The sequence below is a fragment of the Falsiroseomonas frigidaquae genome (genome assembly GCF_012163145.1).
Lineage (GTDB): Bacteria > Pseudomonadota > Alphaproteobacteria > Acetobacterales > Acetobacteraceae > Falsiroseomonas > Falsiroseomonas frigidaquae.
In genome coordinates this window covers 610,468-629,933 of the sequence record NZ_JAAVTX010000003.1, presented here as the reverse complement: position 1 = coordinate 629,933, position 19,466 = coordinate 610,468, and the positions used below count along the sequence as shown (strand labels likewise).

The 19,466-nt window shown below is 71.1% G+C and carries 19 protein-coding genes; 15 read left to right on the top strand and 4 right to left on the bottom strand.

What is annotated here, in order from left to right; translation table 11 throughout:
- Window positions 1–72: 72 nt before the first annotated feature.
- The 14 genes from mutM (at window position 73) to HB662_RS11865 (ending at window position 13,565) form a co-directional block, all read left to right on the top strand.
- The gene (gene mutM / locus HB662_RS11930; protein WP_168049926.1) at window positions 73–972 is read left to right on the top strand and encodes a bifunctional DNA-formamidopyrimidine glycosylase/DNA-(apurinic or apyrimidinic site) lyase; all 900 of its coding nucleotides are present in this window, start codon (window positions 73–75) and stop codon (window positions 970–972) included.
- A gap of 163 nt (window positions 973–1,135) precedes the next feature.
- Complete coding sequence (locus tag HB662_RS11925; protein WP_168049925.1) at window positions 1,136–1,912, top strand: enoyl-CoA hydratase; 777 nt, start codon at window positions 1,136–1,138, stop codon at window positions 1,910–1,912.
- A 175-nt stretch (window positions 1,913–2,087) separates the two neighbouring features.
- A complete protein-coding gene (gene rpsT / locus HB662_RS11920; protein WP_168049924.1) occupies window positions 2,088–2,366 on the top strand; it encodes a 30S ribosomal protein S20 in 279 nt (92 codons plus the stop codon).
- A gap of 341 nt (window positions 2,367–2,707) precedes the next feature.
- Window positions 2,708–4,291, top strand: coding sequence for a chromosomal replication initiator protein DnaA (gene dnaA / locus HB662_RS11915; protein ID WP_168049923.1), 1,584 nt, complete (start codon window positions 2,708–2,710; stop codon window positions 4,289–4,291).
- Between the two features lie 69 nt (window positions 4,292–4,360).
- Complete coding sequence (locus tag HB662_RS11910; protein ID WP_168049922.1) at window positions 4,361–4,900, top strand: sigma-70 family RNA polymerase sigma factor; 540 nt, start codon at window positions 4,361–4,363, stop codon at window positions 4,898–4,900.
- Between the two features lie 11 nt (window positions 4,901–4,911).
- A complete protein-coding gene (locus tag HB662_RS11905; protein WP_168049921.1) occupies window positions 4,912–5,592 on the top strand; it encodes an anti-sigma factor in 681 nt (226 codons plus the stop codon).
- A 101-nt stretch (window positions 5,593–5,693) separates the two neighbouring features.
- Window positions 5,694–6,527: a DUF4394 domain-containing protein gene (locus HB662_RS11900; protein ID WP_168049920.1), complete on the top strand. Its 834-nt coding sequence runs from the start codon at window positions 5,694–5,696 to the stop codon at window positions 6,525–6,527.
- A gap of 164 nt (window positions 6,528–6,691) precedes the next feature.
- A complete protein-coding gene (locus tag HB662_RS11895) occupies window positions 6,692–7,618 on the top strand; it encodes a 2-dehydropantoate 2-reductase (RefSeq protein ID WP_168049919.1) in 927 nt (308 codons plus the stop codon).
- Complete coding sequence (locus tag HB662_RS11890; RefSeq protein ID WP_168049918.1) at window positions 7,615–8,484, top strand: aldose 1-epimerase family protein; 870 nt, start codon at window positions 7,615–7,617, stop codon at window positions 8,482–8,484. The genes HB662_RS11895 and HB662_RS11890 overlap by 4 nt, the downstream gene beginning before the upstream one ends.
- A gap of 98 nt (window positions 8,485–8,582) precedes the next feature.
- A complete protein-coding gene (locus tag HB662_RS11885) occupies window positions 8,583–9,266 on the top strand; it encodes a fumarylacetoacetate hydrolase family protein (RefSeq protein ID WP_168049917.1) in 684 nt (227 codons plus the stop codon).
- A gap of 81 nt (window positions 9,267–9,347) precedes the next feature.
- Window positions 9,348–10,166, top strand: a complete 819-nt coding sequence (locus tag HB662_RS11880) for an exodeoxyribonuclease III (RefSeq protein WP_168049916.1) — start codon at window positions 9,348–9,350, stop codon at window positions 10,164–10,166.
- 1 nt (window position 10,167) lies between these two features.
- On the top strand, window positions 10,168–10,539 hold the full coding sequence (locus HB662_RS11875) for a DUF2946 family protein (protein WP_168049915.1): 372 nt from the start codon (window positions 10,168–10,170) through the stop codon (window positions 10,537–10,539).
- A 38-nt stretch (window positions 10,540–10,577) separates the two neighbouring features.
- Window positions 10,578–12,668 (top strand): TonB-dependent receptor family protein, encoded by a 2,091-nt coding sequence (locus HB662_RS11870; RefSeq protein ID WP_168049914.1) that lies wholly within the window; start codon window positions 10,578–10,580, stop codon window positions 12,666–12,668.
- Between the two features lie 51 nt (window positions 12,669–12,719).
- Window positions 12,720–13,565 carry a sugar phosphate isomerase/epimerase family protein gene (locus HB662_RS11865; RefSeq protein WP_168049913.1) on the top strand — a complete coding sequence of 282 codons (846 nt, stop codon included), beginning with the start codon at window positions 12,720–12,722 and terminating at the stop codon, window positions 13,563–13,565.
- On the opposite strand, the gene HB662_RS11860 is transcribed toward HB662_RS11865, so the two are convergent.
- Genes HB662_RS11860 through HB662_RS11850 form a run of 3 tightly spaced genes read right to left on the bottom strand, consistent with a single transcriptional unit; the run spans window position 13,548 to window position 16,815 of the window.
- Window positions 13,548–14,363 carry a sugar phosphate isomerase/epimerase family protein gene (locus HB662_RS11860; RefSeq protein ID WP_168049912.1) on the bottom strand — a complete coding sequence of 272 codons (816 nt, stop codon included), beginning with the start codon at window positions 14,361–14,363 and terminating at the stop codon, window positions 13,548–13,550. The genes HB662_RS11865 and HB662_RS11860 overlap by 18 nt on opposite strands.
- Window positions 14,360–16,036: an FAD-dependent oxidoreductase gene (locus HB662_RS11855; protein WP_168049911.1), complete on the bottom strand. Its 1,677-nt coding sequence runs from the start codon at window positions 16,034–16,036 to the stop codon at window positions 14,360–14,362. The genes HB662_RS11860 and HB662_RS11855 overlap by 4 nt, the downstream gene beginning before the upstream one ends.
- Window positions 16,033–16,815: an IclR family transcriptional regulator gene (locus HB662_RS11850; protein ID WP_168049910.1), complete on the bottom strand. Its 783-nt coding sequence runs from the start codon at window positions 16,813–16,815 to the stop codon at window positions 16,033–16,035. Before HB662_RS11850 ends, HB662_RS11855 begins: the two co-directional genes overlap by 4 nt.
- A 44-nt stretch (window positions 16,816–16,859) precedes the next feature.
- Here HB662_RS11850 and HB662_RS11845 point away from each other — a divergent pair, with 44 nt between their 5' ends.
- Entirely contained in the window at window positions 16,860–17,654 is a 795-nt protein-coding gene (locus HB662_RS11845) for a shikimate dehydrogenase family protein (RefSeq protein WP_168049909.1), read from the top strand.
- Here HB662_RS11845 and HB662_RS11840 read toward each other — a convergent pair.
- Window positions 17,645–19,345 (bottom strand): FAD-dependent oxidoreductase, encoded by a 1,701-nt coding sequence (locus tag HB662_RS11840; protein WP_168049908.1) that lies wholly within the window; start codon window positions 19,343–19,345, stop codon window positions 17,645–17,647. The genes HB662_RS11845 and HB662_RS11840 overlap by 10 nt on opposite strands.
- Between the last annotated feature and the right edge of the window lie 121 nt (window positions 19,346–19,466).

The following is a 19,466-nucleotide window of genomic DNA, read 5'->3' as shown; positions in this document are numbered from 1 at the left end:
TGACAGATGGTGCTGCCACCGCCGAAGCCAGCGCCCCGCTGTGCATCAAGACAGCGGCAGCCCGAGGAAAAAATGCCGGAATTGCCGGAGGTGGAGACGGTGATGCGGGGGCTTCGGGCGGTGCTCGAGGGGCGGCGCATCACACGGGCGGAGACGCTGCGGGAAGGGCTGCGCTGGCCGTTTCCGGAAGGGCTGGCGCGGCGGCTGACGGGCGCCACGGTCACCGGCTTCCGGCGGCGGGGCAAATACATGCTGGTGCGGCTGGATACGGCGGAAAGCCTGCTGATCCATCTCGGCATGTCGGGCCGGATGGTGGCGCGCCCCATGGCGGGGCCTGCCGTGCCGTTCATGGGCCCCAACGGCGTGTTCTCCGACGCCCGCGGCCACAACCAGCCGCCGGAGGCGCATGAGCACCTGGTGATGGAGACGGCGGACGGCACGCGGATCGGCTTCGTCGACCCGCGCCGCTTCGGCAGCATCGACCTGGTGCCGAGCGCGGCGGAGGATTCCCACAAACTGCTGGCAGGGATGGGGCCGGAGCCGCTGGAGCCGGAATTCACGGCGGCCAGCCTGGGGGCATCGCTGGCCGGCAAGAAAACGCCGATCAAGGCGGCGCTGCTGGACCAGCGCGTGGTGGCGGGGCTGGGCAACATCTATGTGGCGGAGGCGCTTTTTCGCGCCAGGATCTCGCCGAGGCGGGAGGCGGCCACCATTCCAGGCGCCCGGGCGGTTCGGCTGGCGCCGGCGATCAAGGCGGTGCTGGAGGAGGCGATCGGCGCCGGCGGGTCCAGCCTGCGGGATTATGTGCGGGCGGATGGCGAGCTGGGCCGGTTCCAGGACCGGTTTTCCGTCTATGACCGGGAAGGCCAGCCCTGCCCGCTATGCCCAGGCCCGGAAAGCGGCTGTGCCGGCGTATCGCGCATCGTGCAGTCGGGCCGCAGCACCTTCTATTGTGCCCGCACGCAGCGTTGAGCGCTTCGGCGCGCTGGCGCAGCGTCGAGCGCTATCGCGCTCGCAGGCAGCGTCGAGCGCTATCGCGCTCGCAAGTAGCCTCGAGCGCTATCGCGCTCGCAGGCAGCGTTGAGCGAGGCTGCCGGTTGCGCTACCGCTTGGGCCGGAAACGGGGAGACGGCGCATGGCCTATGAGATGATCCTGGCGGAAATTCAGGGCCGGGTCGGCGTCATCACCCTGAACCGGCCGAAGGCGCTGAACGCGCTGTGCGACCAGCTGATGACCGAGCTGGGCGAGGCGCTGCGCGCCTACGATGCCGATCCGGCGGTGGGTGCCATCGTCGTCACCGGCTCGGAGAAGGCCTTTGCCGCCGGGGCCGATATCAAGGAGATGAAGGACCGCGACTTCCCGGCGGTCTATTTCGACGACTTCATCGGCAAGCGCTGGGAAGACGTGCTGCGCATCCAGAAGCCGGTGATCGCGGCGGTGGCGGGCTTCGCGCTGGGCGGCGGCTGCGAGCTGGCGATGATGTGCGACCTGATCCTGGCCGCCGACAACGCGAAATTCGGCCAGCCCGAGATCAACCTGGGCATCATTCCCGGCGCCGGTGGCAGCCAGCGGCTGACGCGCGCCATCGGCAAGTCCAAGGCGATGGAGATGATCCTGACCGCCCGCATGATGGATGCGGCGGAGGCGGAGCGCGCCAACCTGGTGGCCCGGGTGGTGCCGGTGGCGGATCTGCTGCCGGAGGCGCTGAAGATGGGCGAGAAGATCGCCAGCCTTTCCGCGCCCTCCGTCGCCATGGCGAAGGAGGCGGTGAACGCCGCCTTCGAGACGACGCTGACGGACGGCGTGCGGCTGGAGCGGCGGCTGTTCCATTCGCTGTTCGCCACGGAGGACCAGAAGGAAGGCATGGCGGCCTTCGCCGAGAAGCGGAAGCCGGCCTTCCGGCATCGCTGATCCGCCGGGCGCGGCGCAGGTAACCCGCCGGGCCCGGCGCAGCTGATCCGCCGGGCCCGGCGTGGGCGACACGCCGCGCATTGACTCGCTGGCGGCACCGGAGGTAGTAACCCGGCCTTCGCCGGCGGTCTGTGCCGCTGGCACCCGTAACAATTGACTGGTCAGATAAGACGCCATGGCGAACACGGCTTCCGCGCGCAAGCGCATCCGTCAGACCGAGAAGCGCACGGAGCGCAACCGTTCGCGCCGGTCCCGCGTGCGTGGCTTCATCCGCAAGGTCGAGCTGGCGATTGCCGGCGGCGACAAGTCCGTGGCGCAGGAAGCGCTGCGTGCGGCCCAGCCGGAAATGCAGCGCGCCGCCGACAAGGGCGTGTTCCACGACAACACCGTCGCCCGCAAGCTGTCCCGGCTTTCGGCGCGCATCAAGGCCCTGGGCGCAGCCGTCCAGGCCTGACCCGGCAATCCGCCTCGCCGCTTGATGCGGCGCGCGGCGGATCTGCTCGGAGATTCACCATTTTGCCATAAATGACAAGCAGCCTGCCGGATAAGCGGGCGGCTTGCCATTTCTGCTGCGAAATGTCTCGGCATTGCTCCCGTGACTACTTGGTCTGCGGTGCAGCAATTTCGGAATCCACCAGTAATCATTTGCGCCGGCTAAGCGCGTCGCGGTAACTTCGGGGCAGTCGCGCTCATCCCCCCGGAGCCGCGCGCCTGTCTTCGCGGCCGGATTCTCCGCAGCCGAACGGTCAAATGCACATCGCCCGCAAGGGCCCACGAGGTTGGCAGGTGCATCACATGGAGCATGCGGTCGGCCCGTCGTCTTCGTCTTCCTCCACGCAGTTGGCGGAGGTGTGGGCGCGCATCCGGGGTAGACTGAAGGAAGAGGTCGGCGAGGTCGAATACCGCACCTGGCTGCGGCAGATGACGCTGGCCTCGGTCCAGGGCGAGGAAGCAATCGTCCTGCTGCCCACCCGTTTCCTGCGCGATTGGGTACGTGGCCACTACGGCGACCGGCTGCGCGCGCTGTGGCAGGCGGAACTGCCGACCATCCGCCGCCTGGAATTCCGCGTCATGCCGGAGAGCCGTGGCCCGGATAACCGGAGCTCGGACGGCCGTGGCACGGAGCTGAAGCAGGCGGCGGACCAGCATGCGCTGCAACGGCCGGAACCGCAGCCGAATGGCATGGCGGAGCCGCTGAACGATGGCGGCGCCGGGTCAGGCAAATCCGCCCGGATCACGCCGCGGCAACTGGCGGCGGAACCGCAGGAGGCTGCCTCCGGCCTCGCGGAATCGCTTGGCCGCGCGGCGGAACCGCGCCCGGGCGATGCCCGCGGCGACTGGACCGCACCGCTCGATCCGCGCTTCACCTTCGATACCTTCGTGGTCGGCAAGCCGAACGAATTCGCCTATGCCTGCGCCCGCCGGGTGGCCGAACGCCCGGCCAGCCCGGGCTTCAACCCGCTGTTCCTGTATGGCGGCGTCGGGCTGGGCAAGACCCACCTGATGCATGCCAGCGCCTGGGCGATCCGCGACCATGGCGCCGCCGATGGGCGCCCGCCGCTGTCCGTCGCCTATATGTCCGCGGAAAAGTTCATGTACCGCTTCATCGCGGCGCTGCGCAGCCAGAGCACGATGGAATTCAAGGAATCGCTGCGGTCGGTCGATGTGCTGCTGATCGACGATCTGCAATTCCTGATCGGCAAGGACAATACACAGGAAGAATTCTTCCACACCTTCAATGCTCTGGTTGATGCCGGCAAGCAGATCATCGTCTCGGCCGACAAGTCGCCCTCGGATCTTTCCGGCATCGAGGACCGGCTGCGCACCCGGCTGGGCTGCGGCATGGTCGCCGACCTGCACGCCACAACCTATGAGCTCCGCATCTCGATCCTGCAGGCCAAGGCGCAGACCCAGGGCGTGCCGGTGCCGCCCAAGGTGATGGAGTTCCTCGCCCACAAGATCACCTCCAACGTGCGGGAGCTGGAGGGCGCGCTGAACCGGCTGATCGCGCACGCCAACCTGTTCGGCCGCCCGGTGACGCTGGAAGGCGCGCAGGAGGTGCTGCACGACATCCTGCGCGCGCATGACCGCCGGGTGACGATCGAGGAAATCCAGAAGCGGGTGGCGGAACACTACAATATCCGCCTGACCGACATGTCCTCCCCCCGCCGGGCGCGGGCTGTGGCGCGGCCGCGGCAGGTGGCGATGTACCTGGCCAAGCAGCTCACCAGCCGGTCCCTGCCCGAGATCGGCCGCCGCTTCGGCGGGCGCGACCACACCACCGTGATGCACGCCGTCAGCCGGGTGGCGGAGCTGATGCAGGCCGACAGCGCCTTCGCCGAGGATGTCGAGCTGCTGCGCCGGATGCTGGAAACCTAGCCGGCCCTGTGCTCAGGCTTCCCATCCTGGGTTGCCTGCGACGCGCCGGCGTGGTCATCCTGCCGCCCGATGGACGCCGCCACCGAACTCGCCCCCCTGCTATCCGCCGTCGCCACCGGGGATCGTCAGGCCTTGCGCGCGGTCTATGAGCGCCAGTCGGTGCGGCTGTTCGGCGTTGCCAACGCCATACTCAGGGACCGGGATTCCGCGGCGGATGCGCTGCAGGACGCCTTCCTCCGCATCGCCCGCCGCGCGCACCAGTTCGACCCGGCCCGTGGCACGCCGGAGGCTTGGCTCGCCGCCATCGTTCGCTATGCGGCGCTGGACATGGCGCGCGCGCGCGGGCGGGAGATTCCCACCGATGACCCCGCGCTGGGCGACCAGCCGGTGGAGCCGGAGGCGCTGGAACGTGTCTCCGCCAGTGCGGAAGGCCGTCGCCTGCGGCAGTGCCTGGCGACGCTGGAGGAACGCAACCGCCGCGGCATCGTGCTGGCCTTCGTGCATGGGCTGAGCCATGCGCAGATCGCCGCCCAGCTCGAATTGCCGCTGGGCACCGTGAAGGCCTGGATCCGCCGCGGCCTGCTGCGCCTGCGGGAGTGCCTGGCATGATCCCCCCCGGCATGAGCCCAGAGGACCGTGACGCGCTGGCCGCCGAATACGTGCTCGGCACGCTGGAGGCGCGGGAGGCTGCTGCCGTCGCCGCCGCGCTGGAGTCCGACGCGGCGCTGGCCGAGGCGGTGGCGCGGTGGGAGGCACGGCTGGCCCCGCTCGCCACGCTGGCCCCGCCCGAGGCGCCGCCGCCCGGGCTGTGGGACCGCATCGCCGCCGCGCTGGACCCGGCGCCGCCGCCCAAGGCACGCGGCTGGCTGGCCGGGCTGCTCGACCCGTGGCGCATCGGCGCCATCGGCGGCACCGCGCTGGCCGCCGGCCTCGCCGCCTTCATCCTGCTGCGGCCGGAGCCGGAACCGCGGCTGATGACCGTGCTGCTGACGGATCGCGACCAGCCGGCCTGGCTGGTGGAGGCCGATGGCGGCGGTCTGCGCCTGGCCTCGCTGAACCCGCGCCCGGCGCCGGAAGGTCGCGTGCTGGAATTGTGGGCGCTGCCGCAGGGCGCCACGGCGCCGACCTCGCTCGGCCTGATTCCGGCGGAAGGGCGTATCAGCGTGGCGCCCAGCACCATCCGGCCCAGCCCGGGCATGCTGATCGAGATCACGCTTGAGCCGCCCGGTGGCTCGCCGATCGGGCGGCCGACCGGGCCGATCCTGTTCATCGGCCGCCTGGCACGCGCCACGGGAACCTGATCGGCCGATTTATTCCGGCGTCCGTGCATCCAACCGCATCCGCCCTCCGTAACGCCATCAGCGAGGCCGCGAGGCCTGCCATGGAAGATGGAGAGAAGCCGATGTCGAAGACCCTGCGCACCGCCCTTGCCGCCGCCGCCCTGATCGCCGGCGGCGCCGCCAGCGCCCCGATTGGCGCCCAGGCCGCGACGCTGATCGGGCTCACCGCCGACAACATGCTGGTCCGCATGGACAGCGAGACGCGCCGTGCCGAATCGCCCATCCGCGTCACCGGCACCGACGGCCGGCTGCTCGGCATCGATCAGCGGCCGCAGGATGGCGGGCTGTATGGCGTGACCGAGCGCGGGCAGATCGTCCGCATCGACCCGATGAATGGCCGCGCCACGCAGGTCTCCCGCCTCAACATGCCGTTCGAGAGCGGCGGCCGCGCCGTGGTGGACTTCAATCCGGTCGCCAACCGCCTGCGCCTGATGGGCATGAGCGGCGTGAACTTCCGGGTGAACGTGGACACCGGCGAGGTGGTCCGCGATGGCCAGCAGAAGTACATGGACGGCTCGCCGCAGGCCGGCACCGCGCCGCGCATCACCGCCGGCGCCTATACCAACAGCGTGGCCCCGCCTGCCAACGCACCGGCCGCGGGCCAGCCGGGCGCGCCGAGCACCGCGCTCTATACGATCGACACGCTGCTCGGCGCCTACAACCTGCAGGCGCCGCCGAATGATGGCGTGCAGCAGGTGAAGGGCATGCTGGGCATGGGCCTGCCGGTGGCCGTGGGCTTCGACGTGCTGTCGGATGGCCAGGGCGGCAACATGGGCTTCCTGCTGTCCGGCAACACCCTGCACAGCGTGAACCTGGCCGATGGCAAGCTGACGGCGCTGGGCACCGTGGCCGGCCTGCCGGGCGCCGAGGTGCTGGACATCGCCGCGATGCGGTGACCCCTTCGGCGTGATGCGCTGACCCCACCCTCCTCCCGCGCATCCCGCCCGAAACCGCCGCCGTGTGCCCCCGCACGGCGGCGGTCCTGCGTTCGGAGGTCGGCGGGCTGGACAGCGGCGGGCTTTGTGGCGATTGCTCCCGGTCGCAACGGGGAAACGACACGATGCGAATGCTGGTGCTGGGGGCGGGCGCCCTCGGGGGGTATTTCGGCGGCCGGGCGCTGGAACGCGGCCTGGACGTGACCTTCCTGGTGCGGCCGGCGCGTGCGGCGGCCCTGGCGCGGGACGGGCTGCGGGTGCGGAGCGCGCTCGGCGACATCGATCGGCCCGTCAGCACCACGCAGACGGCCGGTCCGGGCTTCGATGTTGTGCTGCTGTCCTGCAAGGCCTATGACCTGGACAGCGCCATCGAGGCCATTCGCTACGCGGTGCAGCACGGCGCCTGCGTGCTGCCGATCCTCAACGGCATGGCGCATATGGACCGGCTGAACCAGGCTTTCGGACCCGCGCAGGTCTGGGGCGGCCTGGCGAAATGCGCCGCGACGCTGACGGCCGATGGCGTGGTGCAGCATCTCGGCGACTGGCACTGGCTGACCTTCGGCGAACAGGATGGCCGCATGGACGGCCGCGCCGGCGCGCTCGCCGCCGCGCTGGGCGGGGCGCCGGGCCTGGTGGCGCAGGCGGTGCCGGATATCGAAAGGCGGATGTGGGAGAAGCTGGTGCATCTCGGCACCGTCGCCGCCGCCACCGTGCTGATGCGCGCCAGCGTGGGCGAGATCGTCCGCGCCGGCGGCACCGATTTCCTGATGACGCTGCTGGACCGCAACGCCGCCATCGCCGCCGCGCGCGGCCATGCCATGACGGACGCCTTCATGGCCAGCTACCGCACGATGTTCGCCGACCCCGCCAGCACCTACACCGCATCCCTGCTGCGCGACCTGGAAGCCGGTGGGCGGACCGAGGCGGATCATATCCTCGGCTACCTGGCGGCGGCCGCGCGCCAGGCCGGCATTCCGGCGGAGCTGCACGAATTGGCGCATCTGCATGCGCGCGCCTACGACCAGCGTCGCGAAGCGGGGCGGCTGCCATGACGGACCGCGTCACCCTTTCCTCCGGCCAGCTCTCCATCGCGGTGAAGCCGCAGGGTGCGGAGCTGGCCAGCCTGCGGGATGCCGCGGGGCGCGAATTCCTGTGGCAGGCCGGGCCGGAATGGCCGCGGCATGCGCCGGTGCTGTTCCCCATCGTCGGCCGGCTGCGCGACGACACCCTGCGCGTCGGCCACGAGGTCTACCCGATGGGCCAGCACGGCTTCGCCCGCGACAGCCGCTTCGAGCTGCTGGAGCAGGGCGCGGAAAGCTGCCGCTTCCTGCTGGTGGACAATGCCACGACGCACGCCGCCTACCCCTTCGCCTTCCGGCTGGAGGTTGCCTATGCGCTGCATGGTGCGTCGTTGACCGTGACGCATACGGTGCACAACCCTGGCGAGGGCACGCTGCCCTTCTCGATCGGCGCGCATCCCGCCTTCCGCTGGCCGCTGCCCGGCGCCGGCGGCAAGAACGCGCACCGGATCGAGTTCGAGCAGGCGGAATCCGGCCCCGCCTGGCGGCTGGACGAGAACGGGCTGATCGACGCGACGCCGCATCCCCTGCCGGTGCATGGCCGCAATCTGGGCCTGCGGGAGGATCTGTTCCGCCCCTCCGCCATCATCCTGCTGAACCCGGCCAGCCGCCGCCTGCGCTATGCCGCCCCCGGCACGCCGGGGCTGGAGGTGACCTGGCAGGGGTTTTCGCAACTCGGCCTCTGGATGAAGCCAGGCGCCGAGTTCCTCTGCATCGAGCCCTGGGCCGGCCATGCCGACCCGGCGCAGTTCTGGGGCGATATCTGGGCCAAGCCGGGGATGGAGATGCTGGGCGCGGGCGAGAGCCGGCGCTTCATGTGGCGGGTCAGCCTGGGCTGATCCGAACCCGCGCCCGTCGTTGCCGGCATGCGCCACTTGCGCGGCGTATGCGGGGGGGTATGGTCCCGCGCATCGCGTTCCCGAAGGAAAGCTCAAGCATGGCCGACTACGTGATTCCGCCGCCCGCCCAGGCCTTCATCCCGGTGAAGGGCGGCGGGTCCTTCCCCGTGCGCCGCATCTTCTGCGTCGGCCGCAACTACGCGGAACACGCCATCGAGATGGGCAGCGACCCGACGCGGGAGCCGCCCTTCTACTTCACCAAGCCGGCGGACGCCGTCGTCATCAACGATGCGGACATGCCATATCCGCCCGCCAGCAAGTCGCTGCACCATGAGATGGAGCTGGTGGTCGCCATCGGCACCGGCGGCGTGGACATCAGCCAGGCGGACGCGCTGAAGCATGTCTGGGGCTATTGCTGCGGCCTGGATATGACGCGCCGCGACCTGCAGAACGAGGCGAAGAAGACCGGCCGCCCGTGGGACATGGGCAAGGGTTTTGATAAGTCCGCCCCGATGGGCCTGCTGATCCCCGCGGGCGATTTTGACCCTTCGAAGGGCAAGATCGAGTTGCGGGTGAACGGCAAGGTCACCCAGACCTCCGATCTTGCAAAACTGATCTGGTCGGTGCCGGAAGTCATCGCCAACCTCTCCGGCCTGGTGCGGCTGGAGCCGGGCGACCTGATCATGACCGGCACGCCGGAAGGCGTCGCCGCCGTGAACAAGGGCGACCTGCTGGAAGGCATGGTCGAGGGCGTCGGCACGGTCACCGTCAAGATCGTCTAGTCTCAACTTCTCCCTCCCCTGCGAAGCGGGGGAGGGTCGGGGTGGGGGCAAGCCACCTGACCCACCTCGAATGCAGGCCGCATGACCCTTCGCATCGTCACCTGGAACATCAACTCCGTCCGGCTGCGCCTGCCGCTGCTGGCCGATCTCGTCACCGCGCTGGCGCCCGACGTGATCTGCCTGCAGGAGACGAAATGCCCCGACGAGCATTTCCCGCATGAGGGCGTGGCCGCGCTGGGCTTCGAGCATCGCGCGGTGCGCGGCATGAAGGGCTACAACGGCGTCGCCATTCTTTCGCGAATCCCCTTTACGCGCCGCGACGGCGTGGACCCGGACTGGTGCGCCAAGGGCGATTGCCGGCATATCGCGGTGGAGCTCGACGCCCCCGGCGGCCCGGTGGAACTGCACGACTTCTACATCCCGGCCGGCGGCGACATTCCCGACCGGGACCAGAACGTGAAATTCGCCCACAAGCTGGATTTCGTCGCGGAGGCCACCGCCTGGTCCGCCGCGCGCCACGCCGCCGGCGGCTTCCGGCGTGCCGTGCTGGTCGGCGACCTGAACATCGCGCCACTGGAGCATGATGTCTGGTCGCACAAGCAGCTTCTGAAAATCGTCTCCCACACGCCGGTGGAGACCGAGGCGCTGACCGCCATGATGCAGGCGGGCGCTTGGCACGATGCGCTGCGCCACTTCGTGCCGGCGGACCAGAAGCTCTATACGTGGTGGTCCTATCGCGCGGCGGATTGGCGCGCGGCGGATCGCGGGCGGCGGCTGGACCATGTGTGGGTCTCGCCGGACCTCGCGGGCGGGCTGGTCAGCCACACCGTGCTGAAGGAGGCCCGCGGCTGGACCCAGGCATCGGACCATGTGCCGGTGCTGGTGGAAATCGCCGGCTGAGATGATCTGCCGGCCCGCCCTGCTGGCGCTGCTGCTGGTGCTGCTGGCGCAGACCGCGCTGGCGCCGGCGCTGTGCCTGTGGCGGAAGTCCGCCCATGCCGGCGGGCTGGTGACCGAGCTCTGCACCATGGACGGCATGCGCCGGGTGGTGATCGGGCCGGATGGCCAGGTGCTGCCGGACCCGCCCGCGCATGGCGAGTTCTGCCCGGTCTGCCACAGCCTGCCGGCGGTGCTGCTGCCCGAGCCGCCGGCGCTGCCGCGCCCGGCCTGGGTGCTGGCGGGGCCGCAGCATGTCCTGCCTGCCGCCACCACGCTGCGCCCGCCGATCCGTGGCCCGCCCTTGGGTGCGCAGGCCCCACCCGCCCTCGTCTGAGACGCCGCGCTTCCGCACTCAGACAAGGATGTTTCCCGATGACCAAGATCACGCGCGCCCGGCTTGCCGGCGCCGCCCTGATGCTGCCTGGGCTTGCTTTGGCCCAAACGCCCAACCCCACCACGCTGCCCGACCTGCTGGTCACCGCGCCTCGCGTGCCGCCCGTGGCCGCCACGCCGGACAACGACGCCGCCGCGACCGCGCTGCGGCAGATCCCCGGCAATGCCTCCGTCGTCCCCGCCGAGACCTTCCTCGACCGGCCAGGCACCACCACGCTGCAGGACATGCTGGAGCTGACGCCCGGCGTCTTCGCCCGGCCGAAATGGGGCGAGGATTCGCGGCTTTCCATCCGCGGCTCCGGCCTCGCCCGCAACTTCCATCTGCGCGGCGTGCGACTGACGCTGGATGGCGTGCCGCTGAACCAGGCCGATGGCAGCGGCGATTTCCAGGAGCTGGATTCGCAGACGCTGCAGCGGCTGGAGGTGTTCCGCGGCGCGCAGGGCTTCGCGCAAGGATCGAACACGCTGGGCGGCGCCATCAACGGCGTGTCGCAGACCGGACGCAGCAATCCGGGCGGCACCATCCGCGGCGAGGTGGGCAGCGACGGCTTCGCGCGCGGCCTGCTGACCTATGGCTTGGCGAGCGGCGCGGCGGATGCCTTCCTCGCCTATTCCACCCTGACTCAGGAAGGCTTCCGCAACCACAGCGCCGGCCGCAGCCAGCGGATCTCCGGCAATGTCGGCTATCGCTGGTCGGAGCAGGCGGAGACGCGCTTCTACCTGACCTACAACAACATCTGGCAGCAGATCCCGGGCTCCGTCACGCGCGAGCAGGCGCTGCGCAATCCGCGCGGCGCGGCCTCGGCCAACCTGGTGCAGGACTACCAGCGCAATATCGAAAGCCTGCGCCTCGGCAGCCGCACCGCCTACCGGCCGATGGAGGGCGTGCTGCTGGAAGCCGGCATCGGCGCGGTGCGGCGGGAACTGGACCACCCGATCTTCCAGTATATCGACCAGCGCAACGACGATTTCTCGGCATTCGGCCGCGCGACGCTGGAGGGGCGGATCGCGGGGCTGGAGCATCGGCTGGTGGTCGGCGCCAACGCGGCGATCGGCGTCACCGACAGCAACCGCTACGTGAACACTGGCGGCCAGCCGGGGGCGAGGACTGCCTCCTCCACCGACCGCGCGCGCACCAACGACCTTTATGCCGAAAGCACGCTGCGGGTGCTGCCGACGGTCGGCGTTATCGCCGGGCTGCAGGCGGGCGAGGCCTATCGCGCCAGCCGTGACCGATTCTTCGGCGAGGCGGTGACGGCGGCGGATCCGAAGGCGGATGACAGCGGCAGCGGCCGCTGGCAGTGGGTAAATCCGCGCCTGGGCCTGCTGTGGGATGCGACGCCACAGGCGCAGGTCTTCGCCAATGTCTCCTGGAGCACGGAGCCGCCGACGCTCTCGGACCTGACACCGCTGGTGCCAAGTGCCGGCTTCTCCGGACTCGATGCGCAGCGCGCGGTGACGGCGGAGATCGGCACGCGCGGGCGGATCGGCGATCTGGGCTTCGAGGTGGCGCTGTACCGCGCCTGGATCCGCGATGAGATCCAGCTGCTGACCGGCCCCACCGCCGGATCCTCCCTGGCGCAGAATGTGGACCGCACCATCCACCAGGGCATCGAGGCCGGGCTGGACTGGACGGCGCGGCGCAACGCGCTGGCGACCGGGGACAGCGTGACGCTGCGCGCCGCCTATACCTTCAGCGATTTCCGCTTCGACGATGACAGCACCTATGGCGACAACGACCTGCCCGGCGCGCCGCGCCACCTGCTGCATGCGGAGCTGCGCTACGCCCACCCGGCCGGCGGCTGGGTGGCGCCGAATGTCGATTGGGTCCCGAGCGGCTTCTATGCCGACAATGCCAATACCCTACGCACCGACAGCTACGCGCTGTTCGGCCTGCGCGCCGGCTGGAATTTCGGCAATGGCGTGACCGCCTTCGTGGCGGGCCGCAACCTGACCGATGTGCGCTACATTTCCTCGACCAGTGTGGCGACGAGTGCGACGGCGAATGCGGCGCTGTTCGAGCCGGGCTTCGGCCGTTCCGTCTATGGCGGGCTGCAGCTGCGCTTCTGAGTATCGCCCCAGGGGAGCGTCCGTGCGACGCTCCCCTGGGGAGACCAAAGCATGCGCATCGGCATCGACAGCTACTGCTACCACCGCTTCTTCGGCGATTGGTATGAGGGGCTGCAACGCGACCCCGGCCGCCGCATCGACGTCTTCGACTTCCTCGACATCGCCCATGGCCATGGCGTGGCCGGCGTGTCGCTGGAGGCGGTCTATATCCCGGAGGATGACGCCACGCTGGGAAGGCTGGCGGATCGCGTGGCGGAGCTGGGCCTGGAGCCGGTCTGGGCCTGGGGCCATCCGGACGGGCTGCGCTCCGGCACCGATGAGGCGGCCGCGCAGGACCTGCTGCGCCATATCGGCATCGCGAAACGCGTCGGCGCCACGGTGATGCGCATCTGCGCCGGCAGCCGCCGCACGCGGCCGGCGGATTGGGCGCAGCACAAGGCGAAGCTGGTGCCGATGCTGCAACCGCTGGCGGAGGCCGCCGCACGGCAGGGCGTGGTGCTGGCGGTGGAGAACCATATCGACCTGCTGGCGGATGAGATGGTGGAGATCATGCAGGCGGTGGACAGCCCCGGCCTCGGCGTCTGCCTCGACACCGCGAACAACCTGCGGATGTTCGAGGAGCCGGTGGCGGTGGCGGCCAAGCTCGCGCCCTGGACCCGTGCGACGCATGTGAAGAACGTCTCAGCGGTGCGCGGCGACCCGCGCAGCTTCGCCTTCTGGCCCAGCGTGCCGCTGGATGCGGGGCTGGTGGATATCGTGGCCGTGCTCGGCCATCTGCGTGCTGCCGACTACAAGGGCCTGCTGGCGCTGGAGATCGACTACCTCGACCCGGCCTATGGCGAGGAGGAGGAACCGCAGGTCGCGCGCAGCCTGGCCTGGCTACGCAGCGTGCTGTGACAGGAAGGCGCGGGCTTCCCGCAGCATCGAAACGCCGCGCGCCCGCGCCGCCACGCTGCGCGCCAGCGTCACCTCCGGCACCTCCAGGCTGACCGGCAGATCGGGCGGCATGGCGCGGATCAGCGCAGGAAGGTCCAGCCCGCCCTGGCCGGGCCGCAGCCGTTCGGCGCGCGCCTGGTGCAGCATCTCCTCCAGATCGGCGGGCTGCGCGGCGGGCGCGTCGCAGAGTTGCCAGTAGTGCAGCCAGTCCGGGCGGATCATGGCGAGGTCCGCCAGCGTGCTGCCGCTGCGGTCGAAATGGATCGGGTCCACCAGGATGCCGGCATTCGGCCGGTCCACCTGCGCCAGCAGCGCCACCGCCGCGCGCACATTTGGCACCGCGGTCCAGGGCATGAATTCCAGGTCCGCGGTCAGCCCATAGGGTGCCGCGGCGTCGCAGAACCGCGCATAATTCTCCGCCAGCCGTGCCGGTTCCGGGTCATAGGCCGCGACCAGGATGGCCTTGGCGCCCAGCCTGGCACCGGCCTCGAAGAATGGCGTGAAGCGGGCGACATCGGTGTCCGGCTCCAGCCGCACGATCTCGATATCGAAGACCTGCACGCCGGTCGCCGCGATGCGCCGCAGCGTCTCCCGCATCAGCGGTGCGTCGGTGATCAGCGGGGCGAAGGGCGTGCCGGGCAGCACCGGGATCAGGCGGATGCCGACGCAATCGGCGCCCGCTTCCGCAGCGATGGAGAGCAGCTCCGGCGGCGGTGTCTCCAGCAGGGTCAGCTGCGCGATGCCGAGGCGGCGTGTCATGTCTCGATCCCCGCAAGCCGGCGGCCGGCGATCCAGCCGAAGGTCATGGCGGGGCCGAGGGTGATGCCGCCGGAGGGATAGTGCCCGCCCATCATGCTCGCCATGTCATTGCCCACGGCGGTGAGGCCCGGGATCGGCGCGCCCGCCGCATCCAGCACCCGCGCCGCCGCATCGGTCCGCAGCCCGGCGAAGGTGCCGAGGCTGCCGGGCACGATCTTCACCGCGTAGAAGGGCGCGCGCTCGATCGGCGCGTTGCAGCGCCCGGCATCGCCCTGCATGCGTTCATAGGGGGTGCTGCCGCGGCCGAATTCCGGGTCCGCGCCCTGCCGCGCCGGGCCGTTGTAGCGCGCGATGGTGGCCTCCAGCGCCGCGCCATCGATGCCGCAGGCGGCGGCCAGCGCCGCCAGCGTGGTACCGCGATGCAGATAGCCGGAGCGCAGATGCGGGAAGATCGGCAGCGGCGCCGGCTTGACGAAGCCGAGGCCGTAGCGCCGCAGGAAGCGATGGTCGCAGACCAGCCAGCAGCACACCTCCTCCGGCGGCTGCACCGCGGCGAAGAGCCCGCGCATCATGTCGTGATAGGCGCGCGCCTCATTGGTGAAGCGAAGCCCGCGCGCGGTCACGCCGATGACGCCCGGCTTGCCGCGCTCCACCAGATGCGGGAAGTGGCCCGCGCTGCCATCCGCATGCGGCACGCGGGAGACCGGCGCCCAGGCGCCCGCATCGGGAAAATCCCGCACCACGGCGCCGCCCGCATCCTCCCCCAGACGCAGCCCGTCGCCGGTATTGCCGCGCGGGGCGGCGGAGAAATGCGCGCCATCCGGGGCGTGCGGGAACAGGGCGCGGATCCGGTTCCCCTCATGCGGGAAGCCGCCACAGGCCAGCACCACGCCGCGCCGCGCCACCACCTGCACCTCCGTCCCGCCCCGCCGCAGCACCGCGCCGTGCACCGCGCCATCCTGCATCAGCAGGCGTGCGGCGGGCGCCGACTCCCACAGCGCCACGCCGAGATCATCGGCTGATTTGAGCAGCCGCGCGGCCAGCGCATTGCCGTTCACCAGATGCATGCCGCGCCCATGCCGCAACCGGTCCCAGCCATGCCGCGCCAGGCGCCGTGCCGCGTGCAGGGCGGATCGCGGCGAACGCGTCGCGGTCATGAAGCGCCGCAGATCCTCGCCCGAGGCGATGCCCATGCCGGCCAGGGTCAGCTCCGCCAGCGGCGGCCGCAGCCGGTGCAGCAGCGGCCCCAGCACGCGGCCGTCGAAGGGCGCGGCGCAGACGGAACGCCCGCCTTTGGCCGCGCCGGGCGTGTCGCCATGGAAATCCGGAATGGCGTTGCCGGCGATGAACTGAACCGCCGTATGGCCCGCGAAGAAATCCACCATGCGCGGCGCGGCGTGCAGGAAGGCCTCCACCTTCGCCGCGTCGTACTGGTTGCCCAGCTCGTGCCGCAGGTAGCTGCGCGGTGCCTCCACATCCTCGACGATGCCGGCGGCCACGGCGAGGGGGTTGCGCGGCACCCACATCCAGCCGCCGGACCAGGCAGTGGTGCCGCCGAACAGATCGGCCTTCTCCGCCACCACCACGCGCAGCCCGTGGAAGGCCGCGGTCACCGCGGTGGCCAGCCCGCCGGCGCCGGAGCCGATCACCAGCACGTCGCAATCCTGGCTCATGGCACGGCCCGCAGCAGTGGGGAGGCCGCGCTGGCCTCCGCCAGCTCCGCCGCCGCCGCCAGCAGCGCCGGCGCCAGCGCCTCCATCCGCGCGGCGTCGAGCCGGAAGGCCGGGCCGGCGATGCTGACCACGCCGATCGCCTGGCCCTGCGGCGCGCGCACCACCGCGGCCATGGCGGCGGTGCCGGGGGCGCTGCTTTCGGTGACGCAGGCAAAGCCCCGCAGCCGCGCCGCCTGCAGCCGCGCCAGCAGCGCCGGCAGGTCCCGCGGTGCCTGCGGGCCGAGCTGCGCGGCATCCCCGAAGCCCTGGGCCGCGACCAGCGCCAGCGCCGCATCCTCCTCCAGCGTGGCCAGCCAGGCCTGGCCATTGGCGGTGGAGGCCAGATGCGCCTCCGCGCCATTGTCCGGGTCGTAGCGCAGCCCGGCCCGCGCGCCCTGCGCCTTGGCCACCCAGACCAGCCTCTCGTCGCGGACCACGCCGAGGCGCACCAGCTCCCCGCTCGCCGTCGCCAGGCGGTCCAGCACCGGCTGGGCGATGTCCGGGATGCCCGACTGCGCCAGGAAGGTCAGGCCGAGGCCCGCCAGTTTCAGGGTCAGCGCATAGGGCCCGCCATCATGCCCCTGGCGGACATAGCCCTGGCGCGACAGCTCCGTCAGCAGCCGGTGCGCGGCGCTGCGCGGGATTGCCAGGCGGTCCGCCAGCATGGCCAGGGGCAGGCCTTCGGGCGCGCGGGCCAGCGCCTCCAGCAGCCGCAGGGACCGGTCGAGCACGGTGGTCATGCGGCGCGCGCCGTGGCTAGCTGCGGGGACAGGAGGAAACCAACATGCTCGAAGCCCTCAGCGGCGCCACGCGCGTCTTCGTCATCATCGGCGATCCCATCGCGCAGGTGCAGTCGCCCGGCGGCATCACGAGGGAATTCGCGGCGCGGGGGCGCGATGCGGTGCTGGTTCCGGCGCAGGTTTCCGTCGCGGCGCTGGATGACTTCGTGCGGGGCGTGTCGCTGGCCGGCAACCTGGATGGCATCGTCGTGACCGTGCCGCACAAGTTCGGCGCCTTCGCCCATTGCGCCAGCACCACGGACCGCGCGGGCTTCCTGCAATCGGTGAACATCATGCGCCGCAACGCGGATGGCAGCTGGCATGGCGACATGACGGATGGCGTGGCCTTCGTCGGCGGCATCCGCCAGGCGGGCTGCCTGCCGCAGGGCAAGCGCGCGCTGATGGTGGGCGCGGGCGGCGCCGGCACCGCCATCGCGCTGGCGCTGCTGGAGGCGGGGGTTTCGGAACTCGCCATCCATGATGCCGATGCGGCGCGTCGCGACCGGTTGCTGGCGCGGCTGGCCGGGCGCGGCGCGGCGAAGCTCAGCGCGGGCAGCGACGACCCCACCGGCTATGAGCTGATCTGCAACGCCACCCCCGCCGGCATGAAGCCCGGCGATGCGCTGCCGGTGCAGGCGGATCGCCTGACCCCCGGCATGTTCGTGGGCGAGGTGATCACCAGCCCGGAGGTCACGCCGCTGCTCGCCGCCGCCCGCGCCAAAGGCTGCGGCACGCAGACCGGCATCGGCATGTTCGCCGCCGGCCGCGCCATGATGGTGGATTTCCTGCTTCACGCCTGACCGCCCCGCGCCGCATGCCGCGCGGCGAGGAAGCCGAAGGTGATCCCGGGCCCGATGGTGATGCCAGGCCCGGGATAGGCGCCGCCCATGATCGAATGCATGTCGTTGCCCACCGCATAGAGGCCGCCGATCGGCCGGTTCGCCTCGTCCAGCACCTGCGCATCCGCATCGGTCACCAGCCCCGTCGCTGCGCCGATATCGCCGGGCAGCAGGCGCAGCGCGTAGAAGGGCGGCGTCGCGATCGGGCCGAGATTGGGGTTCGGCCGCTGCGCCGCATCGCCATTGGCGCGGTGATAGGCGGTGCTGCCGCGGCCGAATTCCGGGTCCTCCCCGGTCTCGGCATAGCGGTTCATCGCCGCCACCGTCTGCGCCAGCCCCTCCGCATCCACGCCGAGCTTCGCCGCCAGCGCCGGCACGCTCGGCGCCTCCACCAGGTAGCCATCGGCGAGGTAGGGCGCCAGGCCGCGCCCGCCGGGGCGCACCATGCCCAACCCGTATTTCCGCAGCGCCGCCGCATCCGCGATCAGGAAACACGGGATGGTCGGCACTGTCGCGTGGCTGGCGAACATCGCGCGGGCGAACAGGTGGTAGCTGGTCGCCTCATTCACGAAGCGCCGGCCGGCAGCATTGACGGCGACGGTGCCGGGCTTGCCGCGATCCAGCACGAAATGCGGGAAGACCGCGGTGCTGCCATCGGCGCGGATGCGGGTGGAGACGGGCGCCCAGAAGGCGTTGTCCATCCCACCCTCGCCGTAGCGGGCGCCGATGGCGAGCGCCAGGTCGTGCATCTCCCCGGTATGGCCGGGGGCGGCGGGGCTGTGGGCGGGGGTCGGCGCGTGCAGCATCGCCGCCCGCCGCGCCGGGTGCCGGCCGAAGCCGCCGGTGGCCAGCACCACGCCGCGCCGCGTCCCGACCTGCTGCTGCGTCGCATGCTGGCGCAGCTGCAGGCCGGTGACGCGGCCACCCTCACGGATCAGCGCCTCCGTCTTCGTCTCGGTCAGGATGGTGACGCCACGCCGCGCCAATTCGTGCAGCAGCCGCCCGACCAGCGCATTGCCCATCACCAGCCGCGTGCCGCGCGGGTGGCGCAGCCGGTCCGCCGCATGGCGCGCCAGCAGGCCGAGCGCATGGCGGGCGGAGCGCCAGGATTTCCGCAGGCCGAGCAGATGGCCGATATCGTCGCGGTCCACCATCATCCCGCCCAGGATGGTGAATTCCGGGATCGGCGGCCGCAGCAGCGGGAACAGCGCGCCCAGCCTGCGGCCGTCGAAGGGCAGCGGCTCCAGCGCCCTTCCGCGTAGCGTGGCGCCGGGGATCTCCTGGATGTAGTCCGGGTGCAGCGGGCGGGCGCGGAATTTGACCTCCGTCTCCGCCTCCAGCCGCGCGATGGCCTGTGGGCCGGCCTCCAGGAAGGCCTGGCGCAGCGCCCGGCTGGCATGGTTGCCCACGGCATGGTCGAGGAATTCAGCTGCCTGGGCGGGGCTGTCGCCTTCCCCCGCATGCAGGGTGTTCGGAATCCAGGTGGTGGCTGCGGAGAAGGCGGTGGTGCCGCCGAGATATTCGGTGCGCTCCACCAGCAGCACGCGCAGCCCATCCAGTGCGGCAAACAGCGCCGCCGCCATGCCGGCCCCGCCGGCGCCGAGCACGATGAGGTCGTAATCCGCCCGCAGGTCGCGGAGAGCCTGGTGCATGCGCCGTGTCCACCCGATTGGCGCCAGCGTAAGGGGCTTTCATTCTGGAATGCAATTCCACTACCGTGCGGCGCGGCGCGTGGCTTCCCCGTCTGGAAAGCCGCGGCCAGCCGTGCCAGCC